At 64.0% G+C, this 19,574-nt stretch carries 17 protein-coding genes and 1 riboswitch; of the genes, 11 read left to right on the top strand and 6 right to left on the bottom strand.

All coding sequences use genetic code 11. The annotated features are described in order from the left end of the window. Positions 1-157 precede the first annotated feature (157 nt). Positions 158-628, top strand: a complete 471-nt coding sequence (locus tag CXK91_RS03995; RefSeq protein ID WP_003281718.1) for an Lrp/AsnC family transcriptional regulator — start codon at positions 158-160, stop codon at positions 626-628. Between the two features lie 972 nt (positions 629-1,600). Here CXK91_RS03995 and CXK91_RS03990 read toward each other — a convergent pair. Further along, on the bottom strand, positions 1,601-2,017 hold the full coding sequence (locus tag CXK91_RS03990) for a DUF192 domain-containing protein (RefSeq protein ID WP_103455073.1): 417 nt from the start codon (positions 2,015-2,017) through the stop codon (positions 1,601-1,603). Positions 2,018-2,129: 112 nt separating this feature from the next. On the opposite strand from CXK91_RS03990, the gene CXK91_RS03985 reads away from it, so the two are divergent. The 3 genes from CXK91_RS03985 (at position 2,130) to CXK91_RS03975 (ending at position 6,020) form a co-directional block, all read left to right on the top strand. Continuing rightward, a complete protein-coding gene (locus CXK91_RS03985; RefSeq protein WP_103455072.1) occupies positions 2,130-3,470 on the top strand; it encodes a short-chain fatty acid transporter in 1,341 nt (446 codons plus the stop codon). Positions 3,471-3,742: 272 nt separating this feature from the next. After that, a complete protein-coding gene (locus CXK91_RS03980) occupies positions 3,743-5,134 on the top strand; it encodes a GntP family permease (protein WP_044314918.1) in 1,392 nt (463 codons plus the stop codon). A 115-nt stretch (positions 5,135-5,249) separates the two neighbouring features. Next, positions 5,250-6,020 carry a 3-hydroxybutyrate dehydrogenase gene (locus CXK91_RS03975; protein ID WP_103455071.1) on the top strand — a complete coding sequence of 257 codons (771 nt, stop codon included), beginning with the start codon at positions 5,250-5,252 and terminating at the stop codon, positions 6,018-6,020. Positions 6,021-6,218: 198 nt separating this feature from the next. On the opposite strand, the gene CXK91_RS03970 is transcribed toward CXK91_RS03975, so the two are convergent. The 4 genes from CXK91_RS03970 to CXK91_RS03955 form a co-directional block, all read right to left on the bottom strand. Further along, complete coding sequence (locus tag CXK91_RS03970; protein ID WP_103455070.1) at positions 6,219-7,001, bottom strand: DNA-formamidopyrimidine glycosylase family protein; 783 nt, start codon at positions 6,999-7,001, stop codon at positions 6,219-6,221. Between the two features lie 66 nt (positions 7,002-7,067). Then, entirely contained in the window at positions 7,068-7,952 is an 885-nt protein-coding gene (locus CXK91_RS03965; protein WP_103455069.1) for an RluA family pseudouridine synthase, read from the bottom strand. 158 nt (positions 7,953-8,110) lie between these two features. After that, positions 8,111-8,374: a PepSY domain-containing protein gene (locus tag CXK91_RS03960; RefSeq protein WP_103455068.1), complete on the bottom strand. Its 264-nt coding sequence runs from the start codon at positions 8,372-8,374 to the stop codon at positions 8,111-8,113. 113 nt (positions 8,375-8,487) lie between these two features. Further along, positions 8,488-8,844: a copper-binding protein gene (locus CXK91_RS03955; protein ID WP_103455067.1), complete on the bottom strand. Its 357-nt coding sequence runs from the start codon at positions 8,842-8,844 to the stop codon at positions 8,488-8,490. Between the two features lie 171 nt (positions 8,845-9,015). Here CXK91_RS03955 and CXK91_RS03950 point away from each other — a divergent pair, with 171 nt between their 5' ends. The 4 genes from CXK91_RS03950 to CXK91_RS03935 are packed head-to-tail and all read left to right on the top strand — an operon-like array spanning position 9,016 to position 11,616. After that, positions 9,016-9,324: a PepSY domain-containing protein gene (locus CXK91_RS03950; protein ID WP_103455066.1), complete on the top strand. Its 309-nt coding sequence runs from the start codon at positions 9,016-9,018 to the stop codon at positions 9,322-9,324. An 8-nt stretch (positions 9,325-9,332) separates the two neighbouring features. After that, positions 9,333-9,638 (top strand): PepSY domain-containing protein, encoded by a 306-nt coding sequence (locus CXK91_RS03945; RefSeq protein WP_103455065.1) that lies wholly within the window; start codon positions 9,333-9,335, stop codon positions 9,636-9,638. Then, complete coding sequence (locus CXK91_RS03940) at positions 9,638-10,303, top strand: response regulator transcription factor (protein WP_103455064.1); 666 nt, start codon at positions 9,638-9,640, stop codon at positions 10,301-10,303. The genes CXK91_RS03945 and CXK91_RS03940 overlap by 1 nt, the downstream gene beginning before the upstream one ends. Beyond that, positions 10,300-11,616, top strand: coding sequence for a sensor histidine kinase (locus tag CXK91_RS03935; protein ID WP_103455063.1), 1,317 nt, complete (start codon positions 10,300-10,302; stop codon positions 11,614-11,616). Before CXK91_RS03940 ends, CXK91_RS03935 begins: the two co-directional genes overlap by 4 nt. A gap of 3 nt (positions 11,617-11,619) precedes the next feature. On the opposite strand, the gene CXK91_RS03930 is transcribed toward CXK91_RS03935, so the two are convergent. Continuing rightward, a complete protein-coding gene (locus tag CXK91_RS03930) occupies positions 11,620-11,835 on the bottom strand; it encodes a hypothetical protein (protein ID WP_103455062.1) in 216 nt (71 codons plus the stop codon). A gap of 325 nt (positions 11,836-12,160) precedes the next feature. On the opposite strand from CXK91_RS03930, the gene CXK91_RS03925 reads away from it, so the two are divergent. The 3 genes from CXK91_RS03925 to CXK91_RS03910 all read left to right on the top strand — a co-directional run bounded on the left by CXK91_RS03925 (position 12,161) and on the right by CXK91_RS03910 (position 18,960). Continuing rightward, a complete protein-coding gene (locus tag CXK91_RS03925; RefSeq protein ID WP_103455061.1) occupies positions 12,161-13,033 on the top strand; it encodes a helix-turn-helix transcriptional regulator in 873 nt (290 codons plus the stop codon). 1,041 nt (positions 13,034-14,074) lie between these two features. Further along, positions 14,075-15,310: an exonuclease SbcCD subunit D C-terminal domain-containing protein gene (locus CXK91_RS03915; RefSeq protein ID WP_103455059.1), complete on the top strand. Its 1,236-nt coding sequence runs from the start codon at positions 14,075-14,077 to the stop codon at positions 15,308-15,310. Continuing rightward, positions 15,307-18,960, top strand: coding sequence for an AAA family ATPase (locus tag CXK91_RS03910; RefSeq protein WP_103455058.1), 3,654 nt, complete (start codon positions 15,307-15,309; stop codon positions 18,958-18,960). Before CXK91_RS03915 ends, CXK91_RS03910 begins: the two co-directional genes overlap by 4 nt. 340 nt (positions 18,961-19,300) lie before the next feature. Next, positions 19,301-19,516, top strand: a riboswitch (cobalamin riboswitch). The last annotated feature ends 58 nt before the right edge of the window (positions 19,517-19,574 follow it).

Here is a 19,574-nt window from a genome sequence, read left to right as displayed (position 1 = left end):
TGTCTCTTCATGCCGGCAATCGGCAGGGGATCACCCCACCGTCGCGTGTCGATTAACAGTCTGGCCGTGACGAAGAGAGATTTTCTTTCTACTTTTGCGGTAGAACAGCGCTTCTGTGCATGACCCATTCGCTAACAACAAGAAAACAGGCACGACCATGCAGACTTCGCCTCTAAGCAGCATTGATCGCAAGATCCTGCTGTTGCTGCAACACAACGCCGACCTATCCGCAGCGGAAATCGCCGAGAAGGTCGAACTGTCGCAATCGCCCTGCTGGCGACGCATCCACCGTATGCAGGAAGAAGGGCTGATCGAGCGCAAGGTGGCGCTGCTCAACCCCAAAAAGCTCGGACTGAACATGACGGTGTTCGTCAACATCAAGCTCTCCGCCCACGGGCGCAGCAACCTCGACGAATTCGAACGGGCGGTGGTGGGTTACCCCGAAGTGCTGGAGTGCCACACCATGGCTGGCGAATCGGATTACCTGCTCAAGGTGGTGGCCAGGGACATCGACAGCTACGAACGCTTCCTGCGCGACCAGCTCCTGCAGCGGCCGCATGTGCAGGAGGCGCACTCGCATATCGCCATGAGCGAAGTGAAGCGGACCACGGAGTTGCCGCTGGATTGAGCGTTCGGGCTGGCGCGGGATTCACGGCAGGCGGTGGATAAGGCGGAGCCGTTATCCACCCTACTGGCTTTGGCAGGCTTGCAGCCTGCTTTCGCCGCGAGGGCGCACCTCCTACGGGCGTTGTGCACGTTCTGCTTTGTGGGAGGCCCGACCTCGGGCGAAGCTTTTGGTTTTTGGGCAGGCTTGCAGTCTGAATTCGCCGCGGGGGCGCACCTCCTACGGGCGCTGTGCACGTTCTGCTTTGTGGGAGGCCCGACCTCGGGGCGAAGCTTTTGGCTTTTGGGCAGGCTTGCAGTCTGCTTTCGCCGCGAGGGCGCGCCTCCTACGGGCGTTGTGCACGTTCTGCTTTTGTGGGAGGCCCGACCTCGGGGCGAAGCATTTGGCTTTTGGGCAGGCTTGCAGTCTGAATTCGCCGCGAGGGCGCGCCTCCTACGGGCGTTGTGCACTTCTGCTTTTGTGGAGGCCCGACCTCGGGGCGAAGCTTTTGGCTTTTGGGCAGGCTTGCAGCCTGCTTTCGCCGCGAGAGCGCACCTCCTACGGGCGTTGTGCACTTCTGCTTTTGTGGGAGGCCCGACCTCAGGGCGGAGCTTTTGGCTTTTGGGCAGGCTTGCAGCCTGCTTTCGCCGCGAGGGCGCACCTCCTACGGGCGTTGTGCACGTTCTGCTTTGTGGGAGGGCCCGACCTCGGGGCGAAGATTTTGGCTTTTGGGCAGGCTTGCAGTCTGGATTCGCCGCGGGGGCGCGCCTCCTACGGGCGCTGTGCACTTCTGCTTTTGTGGGAGGCCCGACCTCGGGGCGAAGCTTTTGGCTTTGGGCAGGCTTGCAGCGAATTCGCCGCGGGGCGTGCCTCCCACAATAGCCAAGAGCGTAGGGTGGAAAACGGCCAGCGCCTTTTCCACGCGTTCAACGGACCATGCACAGGCTATCGCCGCCTCGATTGGCGGTTTTTATCGCTCGTGTAGGGGAGTCGCCCCTACTCCTCAGGTATCCCTTCCAACCGCGCGCCACGCCTAATTCCCCGCTCAGCGAACCAGCCCTGATCCATCTCCAGCGCATAACGCGCCGGCCGCTTCGAACAACGAATCTGGGTATTGAACGGCTCCAGATCGATCACATCGACCAGAAGCCCATCCTCATCGAAGAACGCCGCCGACAAGTGCAGCGGCGTGTCCTTCATCCACAGGCAGTGGCGGCGCACTTCATCAAAGCGGAACAGCATGCCGCTGTCGGCGGCGAGTTCGCTACGCCCCATCAGGCCACGCTCACGCTCGGCCGGGGTCTGCGCGTATTCGGCGTGCAGCTCATGTCTACCCAGGCGCAACCGCAACGGTTCGGCCGCCTGAACGGTGCTCAAGAGCACCAGCAGCGGCAGCAAAAACGCAATGCGCATCGACCAACCTCCTGAAACGCAGCGCAACGGGAACAGCCGGCCCCGGACGCACTCATAAGCGAAGCACCGCACCCGCGCGGCGCACATAACGACAACAAGGGAGAACCCCATCGTGCTCAACAGAATAACCGCCGCCAGCGTCTATCTGGTGCAACGCTTCCTCCCCTCACCCTTCGTATTCGCCATCCTGCTCACGCTGATCGTGCTGATAGCGGCCATGCTCAGCACCGGTCAGGGCCTGCCGGCGATGGCGCAGCACTGGGGCAACGGCTTCTGGAACCTGCTGGCCTTCACCATGCAGATGTCGCTGATCCTGGTCACCGGTCATGCCCTGGCACGGGCGCCGGCGATCAACCGCCTGCTCGACCGCATGGCCCGCATCCCGCAGTCGCCGGGCCAGGCCATCATCCTGGTCACGCTGGTAGCGCTGGCCGGTTCCTGGATCAACTGGGGCTTTGGCCTGGTGATTGGCGCAGTGTTCGCCCGCGCGCTGGCGCGGCAGGTGCGCGGCGTCGACTACCCGCTGCTGGTGGCCTCGGCCTACTCCGGCTTTCTGATCTGGCACGGCGGCTTCTCCGGCTCAATTCCACTGTCGCTGGCCAGCGGCGGTGCCGATCTTGACAAGATGAGCGGTGGCGTGCTGAGCGAAGCCATCGGCGTTGGCCAGACGCTGTTCGCCTCCTACAATCTGATCATCATCGCCGTCCTGGTGGTCGGCCTGCCGCTGCTGAACTGGGCCATGCAGCCGAAGACGCCGAAAGTGGTCGACCCGGCGCTGTTGGAGGAACCCCAGCCGAGCGACATCCCGCGGGAAACCGGCACCCAGCGCCTGGACGACAGCCGCATTCTCGGCCTGATCATGGTCGCGCTGGCGGTGCTGTTCTTCTACCGGCACTTCAGCGAGAACGGTCTGGCGTTGAGCCTGAACATCGTGATCTCGATCTTTCTCTTCGCCGGCCTGCTGATGCATGGCACGCCGGAGCGCTACATGCGCGCCATCGAGGAGAGCATTCGCGGCATCGCCGGCATCGTCGTGCAGTTCCCCTTCTACGCCGGGATCATGGGGATGATGGTCGGCGCCAATGCGGCCGGCGTATCGCTCGGCCGGCAGGTCACCGACACTTTCATCGCCTGGTCGTCGGCCGAGAGCTTCCCGGTGCTGGCCTTTCTCAGCGCCGGGCTGGTCAACGTCTTCGTGCCCTCCGGCGGCGGACAATGGGCGGTGCAGGGGCCGATCATGCTGCCGGCCGGCGCGGCGCTGGGCGTGGCGCCGGAAGTCACGGCCATGGCGATCGCCTGGGGCGACGCCTGGACCAACATGATCCAGCCGTTCTGGGCCCTGCCGCTGCTGGGCATCGCCGGGCTCGGCGCGCGGGACATCATGGGCTATTGCCTGCTCAGCCTAGTGTTCTCCGGCGTGGTGATCGCTGGCGGACTGTACTTCCTGACCTGATACGCCGCTGCATTCCGGACGGCCTCGCTGTCCGGAATGCTGGACGGCACTGTCCAGCATTCAGGACATATACGCCATCCGAAATTCTGGACACCTTCGATAAATTCCTTTTGATTCAGATAGTTGCATATCTGGCACGGAACTCGCTAACTCACCGTGCGGCCTGTCCGCAGCCGAAACAAGAAAAACAATGCGCCTGCCGTGCAGCAGCGAGTCCCCGAATGCCTTCGGCAGTGTTCGGTCGTGCCGCGCGGGGCCAGGAGATCGTCCCGATGAGCGTCGTCATCGCCCTTGCTGCATTGGCCCTGCTGATGCTCGCCGCCTACCGCGGCTACAGCGTCATTCTGTTTGCTCCTATCGCCGCCATGGGTGCGGTGCTGCTCACCGACCCGTCCGCCGTTGCGCCGGCGTTCACCGGCATCTTCATGGAGAAGATGGTCGGCTTCATCAAGCTCTATTTTCCGGTGTTCCTGCTCGGTGCGGTGTTCGGCAAGCTGATCGAAATGTCCGGCTTCTCGCGCTCCATCGTCGCCGCGGCGATTCGCCTGCTCGGCACCAGCCAGGCGATGCTGGTGATCGTGCTGGTCTGCGCGCTGCTGACCTACGGCGGCGTGTCGCTGTTCGTCGTGGTGTTCGCGGTGTACCCGTTCGCCGCCGAGATGTTCCGCCAGAGCAACATGCCCAAGCGGCTGATCCCGGCGACCATCGCCCTCGGCGCGTTCACCTTCACCATGACCGCCATTCCCGGCACGCCGCAGATCCAGAACATCATTCCCACCACCTTCTTCAACACCACCACCTGGGCAGCGCCCTGGCTCGGCCTGATCGGTACGATTTTCGTGTTTGGCCTGGGCATGCTCTATCTGAAGTGGCAGCTCGGCAAGGCAATGGCCGCTGGCGAAGGCTACGGCACCAACCTGCGCAATGAGCCGGAAACGCCCGCCGACATCGCCCTGCCCAACCCCTGGCTGGCGCTGTCGCCGCTGATTCTGGTGCTGGTGGCCAACCTCCTGTTCACCCGCTGGATTCCCGAGTTCTACGGCACCAGCCACAGCCTGCAGTTGCCGGGCATGAGCGCACCGCTGGTCACCGAGGTGGGCAAGCTCACGGCGATCTGGGCGGTGGAGGCCGCGCTCCTGCTGGGCATCGCCCTGGTACTGGCGACCAGCTTCGGCACCCTGCGCGGCAAGCTCGCCGAGGGCAGCCGCACCGCGGTCGGCGGCTCGCTGTTGGCGGCGATGAATACCGCGTCGGAATTCGGCTTCGGCGCGGTGATCGCCTCGCTGCCGGGCTTCATCGTGGTGGCCGACGCGCTGTCGGCGATTCCCAATCCGCTGATCAACGAGGCGATCACCGTCAACCTGCTGGCCGGCATCACCGGCTCGGCCTCCGGCGGCATGAGCATCGCCCTGGCGGCGATGGCCGACAGTTTCGTCGCTGCGGCGAATGCCGCGCAGATTCCGCTGGAAGTGCTGCACCGGGTCGCCTCGATGGCCTCCGGCGGGCTCGATACCCTGCCGCACAACGGCGCGGTGATCACGCTACTGGCGGTCACCGGGCTGACCCACCGCGAATCCTACAAGGACATCTTCGCCATCACCCTGATCGCCACGGCCGCGGCCTTCTTCGTGATCGGCGTGTACTACGCTACCGGCATCGTCTGATGGTGGCGGCCGCTCGCCGTTATCGGCGAAGCGCCGCGCCATCAGCGATTGCCTTCCGACAACAAAAAAAGCAAAGGCGCCGTCCTCGAGCGGTCGCCGCCAAGCGGGAGAAACCATGAACCTCACAGGCAAGACCGCACTGGTCACCGGATCCACCAGCGGGATCGGCCTTGGTATCGCACTGAAGCTGGCCGAAGCTGGCGCCGACCTGATCCTCAACGGTTTCGGCGATGCCTCGGCTGCGCTGGCCGAAGTCGGCCGGCATGGCCGCAAGGTCGGGCACCACGGCGCGGACGTATCCGATCCGGCGCAGATCGCCGAGCTGTTCACCTATGCCGAGCGCGACTTCGGTGGCGTCGATATCCTGGTCAACAACGCCGGCATCCAGCACGTGGCGCCGGTAGAGGAATTTCCGGTGGAGCGCTGGGACGCCATCATCGCCATCAACCTGTCCTCGGCGTTTCACACCACACGCCTGGCCCTGCCCGGCATGCGTCAGCGCGGCTGGGGGCGGATCATCAATATCGCCTCGGTGCACGGGCTGGTGGGCTCCGAGCAGAAGGCCGCCTATGTCGCCGCCAAGCACGGGTTGGTCGGGCTGACCAAAGTGGTGGCACTGGAAACCGCCACCACGCCGATCACCTGCAACGCCATCTGCCCCGGTTGGGTGCTGACCCCGCTGGTACAGCAGCAGATCGACGAGCGCGCGCGGGAGAGCGGCGATGAACAGCAAGCCCGCCACGACCTCCTCGCCGAGAAGCAACCCTCGCTGGACTTCGTCACCCCTGCACAGCTGGGTGCCATGGCGCTGTTTCTCTGCAGCGAAGCCGGCGACCAGGTTCGCGGCGCGGCGTGGAATATGGACGGTGGTTGGGCGGCACGCTGAACGCGCTTGCCACTGGCGAATCGACCAGACATCACCGCGCGGGTGTCTGTATTTGCGTCACGCGGATTCCTCGTCCGCCGCGTCTGCATCGTCCATCACGCCAGGCTCATCGAGTTCGACTTGTACTGAGTGCTTCGGGCAACAAGGGTGGGCTAAAGCCCATCCTACGCAAGCAATTACCGCCACCCATGCGCGCCGCTACGCCTCATCAACCGCGCTCGGATCATCGGTCGCGATTTGCGTGGAATCGCCATAGCGCTTCTGGCAGTGCTCGCAGAAGAATGCCCGGCGCTGGCTGCGCCCCATCTCCTTCACCTTGATCAACGGAATCCGGCACCGCTCACATGTGGTCTTGCCGTGGGCCAGCCAGTGCGCCTTGAGCACGCCGGCCCGCTTCCATTCGAGAAACTCGAAGCTGTAGGTACGCGCTTCACGCACCAGCTCGCGCAGCTTGGGTGCAGGCAGGTCGCCGATCAGCGACAGCGGATGCACGCGGATACGGTAGAGCACCTCGTTCTTGATGATGTTGCCGGAGCCGGCGAACAGCGTCTGGTCGAGTAGCGCATCGCAGGCCAACAGTCGCGGCCTTTCGCGCAAGCGCTTGAGCGTTGTCCGCGGGTGCCAGGCATCGCCCATCACATCAGCACTCCAGTCGTAAGCCGCATCCAGCGGCCCCTCGATGTACTGCACCGAACAGGCGTAGAAGTTCAGCTCGCCGTTGGCAAAGCCCAGGCTCAGCCTAGCGGTGGCGTCCTTGCGCTCGTCGATGCGGTAACTGCCGAACAGCAGCAGGTGGATGCGAACGGAGACATCCTCCAACTCGATCAGGAAATGCTTGCCCCAGCTGTGAAAGCCGCGCACCACCTGGCCAACCAGCCGGGACTTGTCGATCTTGGCGCTGCCTTCGGCACGTTCGATGGCGCACCCGGCGAATACCGCGACTTCTTCACGCAGGATGACGATGGAAGGACCTTCGGGCATGGCTGTACCGGTGGCTGGCCTATCTTCGACTTGAGACTCGCCAACGCCGCGAAGGTGCGCCCGCCGTTACCACTCCAGCTGCAGGGTGCTCTCGAACTCGCGAAGTTCACCAGTCAGCGGATCGCGAAACTGCAACCCGCGCGCCAACAGCTTGAGCGGCCGCGCGTAGTCGTCGGCCTCACGCTCGCTGCGCTCGAGCAGGTCGGGGTAGAAAGGGTCGTTACAGATGCCTGCGCCGAGGGTGGCCATGTGCAGGCGCAGCTGGTGCTTTTTTCCGCTGACGGGTGAAAGCCCGTAGCGCCAGAGGTCGCCGCGCCGTTCGAGCACCTCGATCAGTGTCTCGCTGTTCGGTTCGCCCTCGCCTTCGCGCATCAGGAAGAACGGCTCTCCCGGCACCATGCACAGGCGTCGGCGCATGGGGAATTCAAGCCCAGGCAGCGCCGGGCAGATCGCCTCGTAGCGCTTGCTGATCTCCCGCTCACGGAACAGCGCCTGGTAGGCACCGCGGCTTTCCCGGCTGGCCGAGAACAGCACCAGCCCGGCGGTGAGTCGATCTATACGATGAATCGGCACCAGATCGGCGTTATCCAGCCGCTTGCTGAGCCGCGCCAGCAGAGTTTCGTTGACGTATTCGCCAGCCGGCATCACCGAGAGAAAGTGGGGCTTGTCCGCCACCACCAGATGCTCGTCGACGTGCAGAATGCGTTCTTCGAACGGCACCGGCGTCTCGTTCGGCACTTCGCGATAGTAGTGAATACGCATGCCGATGCGAAAAGGCAGTTGGGCGTCGATCGGCTGCATGTCGGCATTCAGGACCCGACCGCGGGCCATGCGCTCGAGCCAGGTGGCACGGCTGATCGCCGGAAAATGCTCGCACAGGCAATCGAGCACGGTAGCCCAGTCGCCTTGTGGCAGATGCAGGGTACTTGGGCGGGGGTTGGAAGCGGACATGAATGCAGCTACGCGGCGCGACGGGGGGTGTGGATGATACCCGCTCTGCCAGTGGCTGCCTCCCCTTGCGGGAGTGCCGGTACGAGTAAGGGCTGAGCGCAGCGCCGCTGTGGAGCAGGCGGTGCGTGCGCTCAACGCAGACGTGAGAGGCGCGCCCCTCAGTCTTGCTTGTCCTTGGTCACTTCACCGGTGCGGCCATCGATCTTGAACTCGTACTTCTTGCCGTCCTGCTTCATGCCCTCGCCTTCCCAACCGTTGCCATCGGCTTCGATGCCGTGCAGCTCGGTGTAGCCGGCGGCCTTGGCCTTCTCTACGGCTTGCTCGAGGGTGATCCAGTCGGCACCGGGCTTGTCGGCGGCAAAAGCAGCGCCAGAGCTCAGGATGGCAACGGCGAACGCGGCGGTCAGTGTCTTGTTATACATGTCGTTTTTCCTTCTTCGAACGGAACCAGATGGGCCATACGGATGGCCCCTGCCTAAATTACGAGCGCAACGGCAGGCGCTAAGTTCAACCAGTCGCCCGTACCTATCCCTGTCTACTGCCGTCGAATGAAGACGATCTGCGGGTCCATTTCACCGTCGGTGAAGCGAAACTCCACCGCATCGCCAACCGCCAGGCCATTGAGCTGCGCAGCATTCACCTTGAACGGCATGACCATCGCGGGCCACTTCAGCCTGGGCACTGGCCCATGGGCAATAGTCACGCTGCCCTGCTGAACATCAATGCCGCGGATTACACCTTCGGCCTCGTAAGCGGGTTCAGCCTCCAAGCCATTGTCAGCCGAGACTTCATCGATCGGCGGGGGCGTGGTAGAGGGTTTGAGCAGGTCCTCGGCGGCGGCGTTGCCGCTCAGCCAGAACCCCACAAGCAGCGCGAGAAACACGATTTTCATGAAGACTCACCCCGACCGATCGGTTGTGGCAACTGCTGCAAGCGTAGTCCCCATGGCGCGGTTCGCCCTCGCCCGAACGGTGCATTCGCGGCCACACGCCGGCATTCAGTTTCGTTTAAGCAAGCCCTCGTAACCTGTGAATCGTCGAAACCAACCACAGGAATCAAAACGATGAAAACACTGACTACGCTGCTCACCGCCGCCACACTCGCCTTCGGTGCCAACCTGGCCATGGCCAAGGACATCGGCCCCGACGAAGCACTGCGTCTGCGTGACGCCGGTACCATCCAGTCGTTCGAGAAGCTCAACGAAGCGGCCTTGGCCAAGCACCCCGGCGCCACCATCGAGGAGTCCGAGCTGGAAGAAGAATACGGCCGCTACGTCTACCAGCTTGAATTGCGCGACGACAAAGGTGTGCAATGGGATCTCGAACTCGACGCCAAGACCGGCGAAGTGCTGAAGGACCATCAGGACGACTGAGGCCATCCATGCGTGCCCCTTTACTCGTAGTGTTTCCACTCGCACTGCTGCTCGCTGCCACCCCGGCGGCGAGCCGTGACTTGGATCAGGACGAAGCCCTGCGGCTACGTCGTGAGGGCCTGATCCTGCCGCTGGAAACACTGATCCAGCGCGCGATGGAGCGTTATCCCGGGGCACGTCTGCTGGAGGCGGAACTGGAAGAGGAAGACGACATCTACGTCTATGAAATCGAATTACTGACAACCCAGGGCGTCGCCCGCGAGCTGGAATTCGATGCCCGCGACGGGCGCCTGATCAAGGATGAAGAAGACTGATGCGCCTGCTACTGGTCGAAGACAATGTGCCGCTGGCCGATGAACTGGTGGCCAGTCTCAGCCGCAACGGCTATGCAGTCGACTGGCTCACCGATGGCCGCGACGCCGAATACCAGGGCGTAAGCGAGCCCTACGATCTGATCATTCTCGACCTCGGTTTGCCTGGCAAACCGGGGCTTGAGGTGTTGCGTGACTGGCGCGCCGGCGGCCTCACTACGCCAGTGCTGATCCTCACCGCGCGCGGTTCCTGGGCCGAGCGCATCGACGGTCTCAAAGCCGGCGCCGATGATTACCTGACCAAACCTTTCCACCCAGAAGAGTTGTTGCTGCGCATCCAGGCACTGTTGCGCCGTGCCCACGGCCTGGCCAACCAGCCAATGCTGCAGGCCGGTGGCGTGGAGCTGGACGAATCGCGCCAGTGCTGCCGCAAGGACGGCGAGGACATTGAACTCACCGCCGGTGAATTCCGCCTGTTACGCTATTTCATGCTGCACCCTGGCCAGCTGCTCTCCAAAACGCAGCTGACCGAACACCTCTATGACGGCGAAACCGAGCGCGACTCCAATGTCATCGAAGTGCATGTCAACCGATTGCGCGGCAAGCTCGGGCGCGAGCTAATCGAAACGCGCCGCGGGCAGGGCTATCGCTTCGGCGGCCAGCCGTGAAATCCATTCAGCGCAGCCTTAGCCTGGCGCTGATCGCCACCCTGCTGTTGGTCGCCCTGGTGCTGGTGCAGACTAGTTTGTGGTTGTTCGAATCAGGGCTCAGACGCAGCCTGGAAACCGACCTGCGTGAGGAAACCGAGGGCCTGCTGATCGCGCTGGTCAAGGGGCCGAACGGTGATCAGCTGGATATACAACGCCTCAATCCGCGTTATCAGCGTCCTTTTTCCGGTCATTACTTCAAGATCGATCTGCCCGGGCGCACCTGGCGCTCACGCTCGCTGTGGGACGCAGCGCCACAATGGCCAGAACGCGCAGGCCTCGCGGATGAACTGCTCGACGGCCCGCAGGGCCAGCGGCTGTTGGGTTACCGCGCCGAATACCGCCGTGAGGGGCAACCGATCATCATCAGCGTGGCGCAGGACTACACGCCGGTCCTCGACAGTTTCGCCCGAGTGAGACTGAGCGGGCTGGGACTGGTCGCTTTTGCGCTGCTCGCCCTGCTGCTGCTACAGCGCTATGCCATGAGCCTGGCGCTTCGGCCGCTGGAGCGCGCGCGCCTGCAGATCGCCCAATTGCAGCAGGGTCAGCGTCAGCAACTGGATCAGCAGGCGCCACGCGAACTGCAACCGCTGGTGGAGCAGATCAATCATCTGCTCGCCCAAACCGAAGACACTCTGCAGCGCTCGCGCCATGCCCTGGGCAATCTCGGGCATGCATTGAAGACGCCACTGGCGGTGCTTGGCAGCCTGGTGCAGCGCGAAGAACTCGCGGCCTACCCCGAACTGCGCACCAGCCTGCAGGAGCAGTTGAGCCAGATCCAGCAACGGGTCAGCCGCGAACTGGGGCGTGCACGGCTATCGGTCGACGTGTTGCCTGGGGCTCATTTCGATTGCGACGCCGAACTGCCGGCGCTGTTCGAGACACTGGCAATGATTCACCGTACCAACCTCGACTTACGCTGGCATGCCCCCAGCGGCTGCCGTCTACCGCGTGATCGCGAGGACATGCTGGAGCTGCTCGGCAATCTGCTGGATAACGCCTGCAAGTGGGCCAACAGCCGCGTCGAGCTGAGCATCGAGCGCAACGGCGATGGCTTCGTCCTGCTGGTGGACGACGACGGGCCGGGCATTCCGGCGCCACAACGGGAACAGGTGATCAACCGGGGCGTCCGACTGGACGAGGCGGCAGAGGGTCACGGCCTGGGACTGGGAATAGTCAGCGACATCCTGACGGCATGGCGGGGTGAATGGTCGTTGGAAGATAGCCCGCTGGGCGGTTTACGGGTACGCATTGCCCTGCCTAGAGCGCGCTAGGCGTTATTGCGGGCGGGCCAGTTCGTTGCGCATGTCTTCGAGAATGGTTTCGACCAATAGCGTGTTCTGCACCTGATGCCCCGCCATGATGCGCGTGGCGTGGGTGCCATTGATCGGATAGCCGACATGTACCACCAGGCGACCGTCAGCTTGCGGCTCGACGCGCGTGCGGTACTGCGAAGTGAAGGTTTCAGCCAGGTAGCGGGACAGAGTCTTCATGGAACATCTCTAGCAATAAGCCTGAGACAAAGACCCTGTTCGGTGCTCGGAGATTCATGCCGTCCATCGGGAAGTCGACGTTCTTCATAGAACTGTAACCGTCATCACCCTTTTCGGCCCCCTTCACCATAGGCCAACCACGCCAGAAACAGCATCGAAACGAACGCCACGCATGACATCAGCAACGCATTGATCATCAGGCTCATGTTGGGTCACCTCATCCACTCGGATCGAGTTGAAACATACCGCGAATATATGTAGCTTTGCGCGACACGTCGACCTGCTCGACATACGCATGTAAATCTTTGGCACAGGTGCAGAGGCGATGAAACGCAAGCAATCGATCAGTCAGATTCGCTGGGACCTGGCGCTGCGCTACCGCCTGATCGAGACCATCGTATGGTGGGAAGGTCGCCTGACCACGGGGCACCTGATGCAGAGCTTCGGCATCAGCCGCCAACAGGCATCGAAGGACATCAACACCTACCTGAACGAACATGCGCCCAAAAACCTGACATATGACCGCCACCTGAAGGGCTACAAGCCGACCAAAGGCTTTCAGCCGCTGTTCATCGACGGCAGCGCCAGCGCCTACCTGCACCTGCTCGACCAGAATCGCGTGCGCGCGCCGCACATTGAAGGCCTGGCGCTCGCCTATGCGCACACCGAAGTGCTCCAGGTACCGGACCGCAGCATCCGCCCGGAGGTGCTGCGGCCGATCCTGCAGGCCTGCCGCGAAGGGCTGCGGCTGGAGAGCGAGTACGTCTCGCTGGCCAACCCCGAGGTGGAAATCCGCGTGATGGCGCCGCATACCCTGGTGTTCACCGGCATGCGCTGGCACGTGCGCGCCTACTGCGAGAAAAACCGCGAATACCGCGACTTCGTACTCAGCCGCTTTCGCGGCGAGCCGGACCTGATGGACACCAGCGAACACACCCGCGAACAGGACGAGGCATGGAACACGCCGGTGACCGTGCTGATCGAGCCGGACGCGCGATTGAGCCCGGCGCAGAAGTCGATCATCGAGGTCGACTTCGGCATGGTCGACGGCCAACTGCCGGTCGAGACCCGCGGCGCACTGGTGCAGTACGTGCTGCAGCGCTTTGGCATCGATCCGAATACCGTACAGGCGAATGCGGCAGCGCAGCAGTTGCAGGTGGGGAATCTGCAGGCGTTGAAGGGGTGGTTGTACTCGTGAGGGCTTGTGGGGGCGGTTTTGACCGCGAAGAGCGTCGGCACGGATTTTGGTATGTGAGCGCCGCGCTTTCATCGGCATTTGGCTCAGGTTTCGCCCTGCTGGGCGACTCACTTTTCTTTGCACGCGCAAAGAAAAGTAAGCAAAAGAAAGCGCGCCCCTACATCCGGCCCTGCGCTACGCGCAGGGTTCGTTCGCTCCATCGCCGCTCCAGGGGTCGGCTTACAAGGGCCATCCATGGCCCTTTAAGCCTTTCGCCGCATCCATGCGGCTCACCCCCTTGCACAACGATTCCGCTCTCCCTACTGAAGGGGAATCTGGTGCTGCCTGTCAGGCCGCGCATGGAAACGCACAAAGCAAAGTCAACTGCGAAGCAAAGCGAAGTCAGCCTTCGATCCATCAGGCGGCCTGGACTGGAATCCTCTACAGGAAGCCGAACGCAGGCGTTGCGCAGGGGGACGCGAGGCGTTGACGCCGAGCGAGGAATGACGGAACAACGTCCCGTCATGACATGTCCCCAGAGCAGCGATGTAGGGTGGAAAACTGCGCAGCATTTTCCACCGCAGGCTTCAAGCAAGTTTTTGCCGGGCCACAGCGGGTTACTTTGCAAACAGGTAGGTAAGCTTCGCGTTACCCGCCCATCCCCAATTGCACAACCTTTCAGGCAACACCAAACGCCCCTTTCAGGAGGCCGAGCGCAGGTGGCGTGGAAAGGGTTGAGCGGCATGGATGCCGCGAGAGCTGCGATGGGCCAGGGATGGCCCTTCGCAGCGGACCCTTGGAACGTCACCGGAGCGAGGGAACCCCGGCGCAGCCGGGGCCGGATGCAGGGGCAAGACTTTTTGGTTCCTTTGGGCGGGGCCGGCCATCCGGCGACTGCCAAAAGGAACTCGCCCAGCAGGGCGAAACCAGCGCGTCAGAACAGCACGATAAGTGACTGCCACATCCAACCGCGCCCACAAGCCTTACATCCGACGCAACCACCCGCCGCACAAACCAAGCCAGCGGTTTGCCGCTGCGCCCGCAAACAAAGAGCCTGAGCCCATGCGCCTGATCCACACCTCCGACTGGCACCTCGGCCAGACCCTCCACGGCCAGGACCGCGACTACGAACACACACAATTCCTCGCCTGGCTGCTCGACCAACTGATCACCCACCGCGCCGATGCCCTGCTCATCGCCGGCGACGTATTCGACACCGTGAACCCGCCGCTCAAGGCTCAGGAACGCCTCTACGACTTCATCGTCCGCGCCCACGAAAAACTCCCGCAGCTGGACATCGTGATGATCGCCGGCAACCACGACTCGGGCGGGCGCATCGAGCTGCCGGCGCCGCTGATGAAGCGCCTCAATGCCCATGCCGTCGGTCGTATCAGCTGGATCGCCGAGGGCCAGCTGGATCACCAGCGCCTGCTGGTGCCGCTGCACGACGCCAATGGCAACACCGCCGCTTGGTGTCTCACCCTGCCCTTCCTGCGCCCGGCCGAAGTCACCGGTATGGAGCTGGGCGACAACTACATGGCCGGCATCCGTCAGGTGCATGAACGCCTCATCGACGCCGCCGAAACCGCACGCCAGCCCGGCCAGGCACTGGTCGCCATGAGCCATGCGCACATGGCCGGCGGCGCGGTGTCGGAGGAATCCGAGCGCAACATCGTCATCGGCAACGCCGAGGCACTGCCGGCCTGCCTGTTTCCGGAGTCCGTCGCCTACGTCGCCCTTGGCCATCTGCACAAGCCGCAGCAGGTCGCCGGGCAGACGCGCATCCGTTACAGCGGTTCGCCGCTGCCGCTGTCCTTCGCCGAGGTCAATTACCCCCATCAGGTGTTGCTGATCGAACTCGACGGCGAGCAGCTGGCGCAGGTCGAAAGCCTGCCGGTGCCGCGCGCGGTGGAGATGATCCGCATCGGCCGCGCGCCGCTGGCCGAGGTGATCGCCGCACTGGAGGCGCTGCCGCCCACCGGGCTGTTCGACGAACACCTGCCCTGGCTGGAGGTACGCGTGCTGCTCGACGAACCACTGCCGGATCTGCGCCAGCGCATCGAAACCGCGATAACCGCCAAGGCCTGCCGGCTGGTGCGCATCGCCAGCGAATACGCCGGCAAACGCGGCGAGACGAAATCGGAAGTGCTGCTCGGCCTCGACCAGATCACCCCGCAGGAGCTGTTCGCCCGCGCCTGGGAAGCCGAGTACGGCAACCCGGCAGACGAGCAGGCGCTGGACGATTTCGCCACGCTGCTGCAACGGGTCGAGTTCGCCCATGCGGAGGACGACCAATGAAAATCCTCGCCATCCGCCTGAAGAACCTGGCCTCGTTGGCCGGCGAGCAAATCATCGACTTCACCGCCGAACCCCTGGCCAGCGCCGGCCTGTTCGCCATCACCGGGCCCACCGGCGCCGGCAAGAGCACCATTCTCGATGCCTTGTGCCTGGCGCTGTTCGGCAGCACGCCGCGGCTCGACAGCGTCTCACCGCTGAACAAGGTCCCCGACGTCGAAGCCGAAATCGGCGGTGGCGACGAGCGCAATCTGCTGCGCCGTGGCTGTGGCAGCGGCTACGCCGAGGTCGATTTCGTCGGCGTTGACGGCCACCGCTACCGCGCACGCTGGGAGGTCAAGCGCGCCCGCGAGAAGATCGACGGCCGCCTGCAGGCCAGCAGCCAGAGCCTTACGGATCTCGACAGCGGCACGCTCCTCGCCAGCGGCAAGAAACGCGAATTCAAGGAACTGCTCGAAGCCCGTCTGGGCCTGACCCTGGCGCAATTCACCCGCGCCGTATTGCTGGCGCAGAGCGAGTTTTCCGCCTTTCTCAAGGCCGACGACAACGAGCGCGGCACCCTCTTGGAAAAGCTCACGGATACCGGGCTCTACAGCCGGCTCGGCCAGGCCGCGTTCGAGGCCGCCAAGCAGGCCAAGGAAAGCCTGACTCGCCTTGAACAACAGGCCGGCGGCTTGCAGCCGCTGGAGCCCGAGCAGCGCGCCGTACTGGAGCGCGACCATCAAACCCAGCTGGAACAACTGAAACAGCTGCAACAACAGCTCAAGGAACTGGAAGCCCAGCGGCAATGGCTCAGCGAACTGCAGCGCCTGGAAAACGAGCGCGAAGCGGCACGCCAGCAACTGCAGGACGCCGAAGACGAGCGTGAAAGCCTGACCGAGGCCCGGCGCATTCTTGAGCTGTTCGAACTGCTCGCGCCACAGCGCCATCGTTTTCTGCGCCAACAGGAACTCGAACCGCTTCTGGGCAAGGCCGCCGACAGCCTGGCGCGCCTGCAGCATGAGGAACAGGCCGTGCAGCAGCGCCTGGCCGAGCTGCAGAGCCAATGCAGCGCCGCCAGCGAGCAACTGCGTTCGGCCGAACAGGCGCGCCAGGACGCCGAGCCGCGGCTGGCCCAGGCACGCCGCGAAGAGGAGCGCCTCAGCCACCTGAACACCGACCTCGTCTCGATCCGCGAAGAAAGCGTCCAGGCCGATGCCGCGGCGAGCGCCGGCGAGGCAACGCTCAAGCAGCTCGGTGAGCAGCAACAGCGCGCCGCCGAACAGCTAGCAACGCTGACGCAGCAACTCGAGACGAGCGCAGCGCTGCAACCACTCTGTGCAGCCTGGGGCGGTTACCGTCCGCGCCTGCAACAGACCGTCCAGCTGGCGGCACGCTTGCAGCAAGGTCGCAGCGAACTCCCGGCACTGGAAGCGCAGGCCAAGGCTGCCGAAGCCCAGCAAAACCTGGCGCGCGAGGCACTGGACAATCTGCAACGCGAGCGCGACAGCGAGGTCGGGCTGGCCGAACAGCTGGCCCAGATGCATCGAAAGCTCGACGAATGGCGCCAGGCCGAGCGCGAAACCGATGCGCTGCAACAGCTCTGGTTGCAGCAGCTCACGCTCACCGCCAGCCAGCGCGAGCTGGCCAGCGCCCACATCCGCCAGCAGACCGAGCTGGACAGCTTGGTGCCGCTGGGCAAGCAGGTCCGCATCGATCGAGATGCTGCCGAGCAGGCGCTCAAGGTCACCCTCGCCCTGCTCGAACGCCAACGCCTGGCGCGCAGCGAGAATGTCGAAGCGCTGCGCGCGGCGCTGGTTCCCGGCGAGCCCTGCCCGGTCTGCGGCAGCGATGAACATCCCTGGCAGCAGACCGAGGCGCTGGTTGCCAGCCTTGATCGGCACGACGACAGCGAGGCCGCCCGTGCGCAGCAGGCGTTACAGGAACAGGACCAGCGCCTGCAGGAACTGCGCGATCGCCATGTCGCGCTCAGCACGCAATTGCGCCAGACGCAGCAACGCCAGAGCGAAGTCGACGCGCAGCTGCAGACCTTGGCACCGCGCCTGCTCGCCCTGCCTGCGCACGCACAATTGCTTGAGCAGCCGGAAGCCGAGCGTTCGCCATGGCTGGAAGCGCAACTGACGACACTCAAAGATCAGATCGCCAGCGCCAGTCAGCATCAGCAACAACTGCTCGCTCTACAACAGCGCAGCGAAACCCTGCAGCAAGCCTGGCAGGCCGCGCGCGAGGCCTGTGTCGGGGCGACTCAGCAACTCGCCCGCCAACGCGATGCCCTGGCCCGCGACAGCCAACAGCTCGACGAGGAACTGCTGGCATTTTCTGAGCTGCTGCCCGCAGAACAGCTGCAGCGCTGGCGCGAAAATCCGGCGCAGACCTTTATGCAGTTGGACGCCAGCATCGCCACGCGGCTGCAGCAACTGCAGGCGCAGACCGAGCTGGCCGATGAGCTGCGCCGGTGCGAGCAGCGCCGCAGCGACGAGCAGTTGCAACAACGCCATCGCCAGGAGAAACAGGAAAGCTGCAGCGCACGACTGACCGAGCGCGAGAAACTGCTGCTGGCCTGCCAGCAGGCGTTGCGTACCAGCCTTGGCAAACAGACCAGCGCCAGCGCCTGGCAACAGCAGCTGGACACGGCAATCCACACCGCCCGCCAGGCCCAAGCCGAGATCGATCAGCAGCTCAACGAGAGCAAGCTTGGCCTGACGCGCTTGCACAGCGAGCAACAGAACTGTCGCCAGCGCCACGCCGAACTGGAACACGAACGCGATGCACTGAATGCCGAACTGGCAGCCTGGCGCGCCGACCATCCGCAGTTGGACGACGCCACCCTCGCCCAACTGCTGCACATGGACGACCAGCTGATTACCGAGGCGCGCCAGCGCCTGCAGCAAAACTCCGAAACCCTGACCCGCTGCCGCGAACGACTCGACGGCTGCCTCAGCCGTCTGACGGCACATGAACAGCAGCAGCCCGAAGCGCCGGATGCCGAACAGCTGCAACTGCGCCACGCGGAGCAATTGCAGCAGTGCGAGCAGGCCGATCAGCGCTGCGCGGAAACCCGTGCCCAACTGATCGACGACGACAAACGCCGCAGCCAGAGCCAGGCGTTGCTCGCGCAGATCGACGCGGCGCGGGCCGAGCATCAGCGCTGGGGGCGCATCGCCGCATTGATCGGCTCGAGCGACGGCGGCGCCTTCCGCAAGATCGCCCAGGCCTACAACCTTGACCTGCTGGTGCAGCACGCCAACGTGCAACTGCGCCAACTGGCGCGGCGTTATCGGCTCAAGCGCGGCGGCAGTCCGTTGGGGTTGCTGGTGATGGATACCGAGATGGGTGACGAGCTGCGCTCGGTGCATTCGCTGTCCGGCGGCGAGACCTTCCTCGTCTCGTTGGCCCTGGCCCTCGGCCTGGCCTCGATGGCATCAAGCAAGCTGAAGATCGAGTCGCTATTCATTGATGAGGGCTTCGGCAGTCTCGACCCCGAGTCACTGCAGATCGCCATGGACGCGCTGGATTCGCTGCAGGCCCAGGGCCGCAAGGTGGCGGTGATCTCCCATGTGGCGGAAATGCACGAACGTATTCCGGTGCAGATTCAGGTGCAGCGCCAGGGCAACGGCCAGAGCGCGCTGCGCATCGTCGGAGGGCTGTCATAGGAGCCGTCGCCGTTTTTTCGGACAGGCCTGCAGGCTGCTTCGCCGCGAGGGCGCGCCTCGGTGTGCACGGGCCTGCTTTTGTGGGAGGCCCGCCCTCGGGGGCGAAGCTTTTGACTTTGAGCAGGCGTGCAGCCTGCATTCGCCGCGGGCGCGCGCCCCTACTGGTTCGGCGTGCACTGGCTCGCTTTTGTGGGAGGCCCGCCCTCGGGGCGAAGCTTTTGACTTTGAGCAGGCGTGCAGCCTGCATTCGCCGCGGGCGCGCGCCCCTACTGGTTCGGCGTGCACTGGCTCGCTTTTGCATCACCCGCTTGTGTTTCCCCACTGCCAGCCGTAAGGTTCGCGCGTTTCTTATCCGCCCAGGTGTGCACGACCGCCAGGTCCGCATTAAACGGGAAGCCGGTGCGCTCGATGAGCAAGGCCGGCGCTGCCCCCGCAACGGTAATCGACCGCGATCCTCGGGATCGCCGTCCGCTCGAAAGCCACTGTGTTCCGACATGGGAAGGTGAGCGTGATGCGCGTCGAAAGCCCGGAGACCGGCCTGACGGATTCGACTGGTGTTGCGGAGGGCAGCACCGTCAAGCGCTGCTGCCCGTCATCCCCGCGCTTGTTCCTGC

The sequence above is a fragment of the Stutzerimonas stutzeri genome, assembly GCF_002909485.1.
Lineage (GTDB): Bacteria > Pseudomonadota > Gammaproteobacteria > Pseudomonadales > Pseudomonadaceae > Stutzerimonas > Stutzerimonas stutzeri_AH.
The sequence above is the reverse complement of the archived record's forward strand: the minus strand, read 5'-3'. Positions and strand labels throughout refer to the sequence as shown.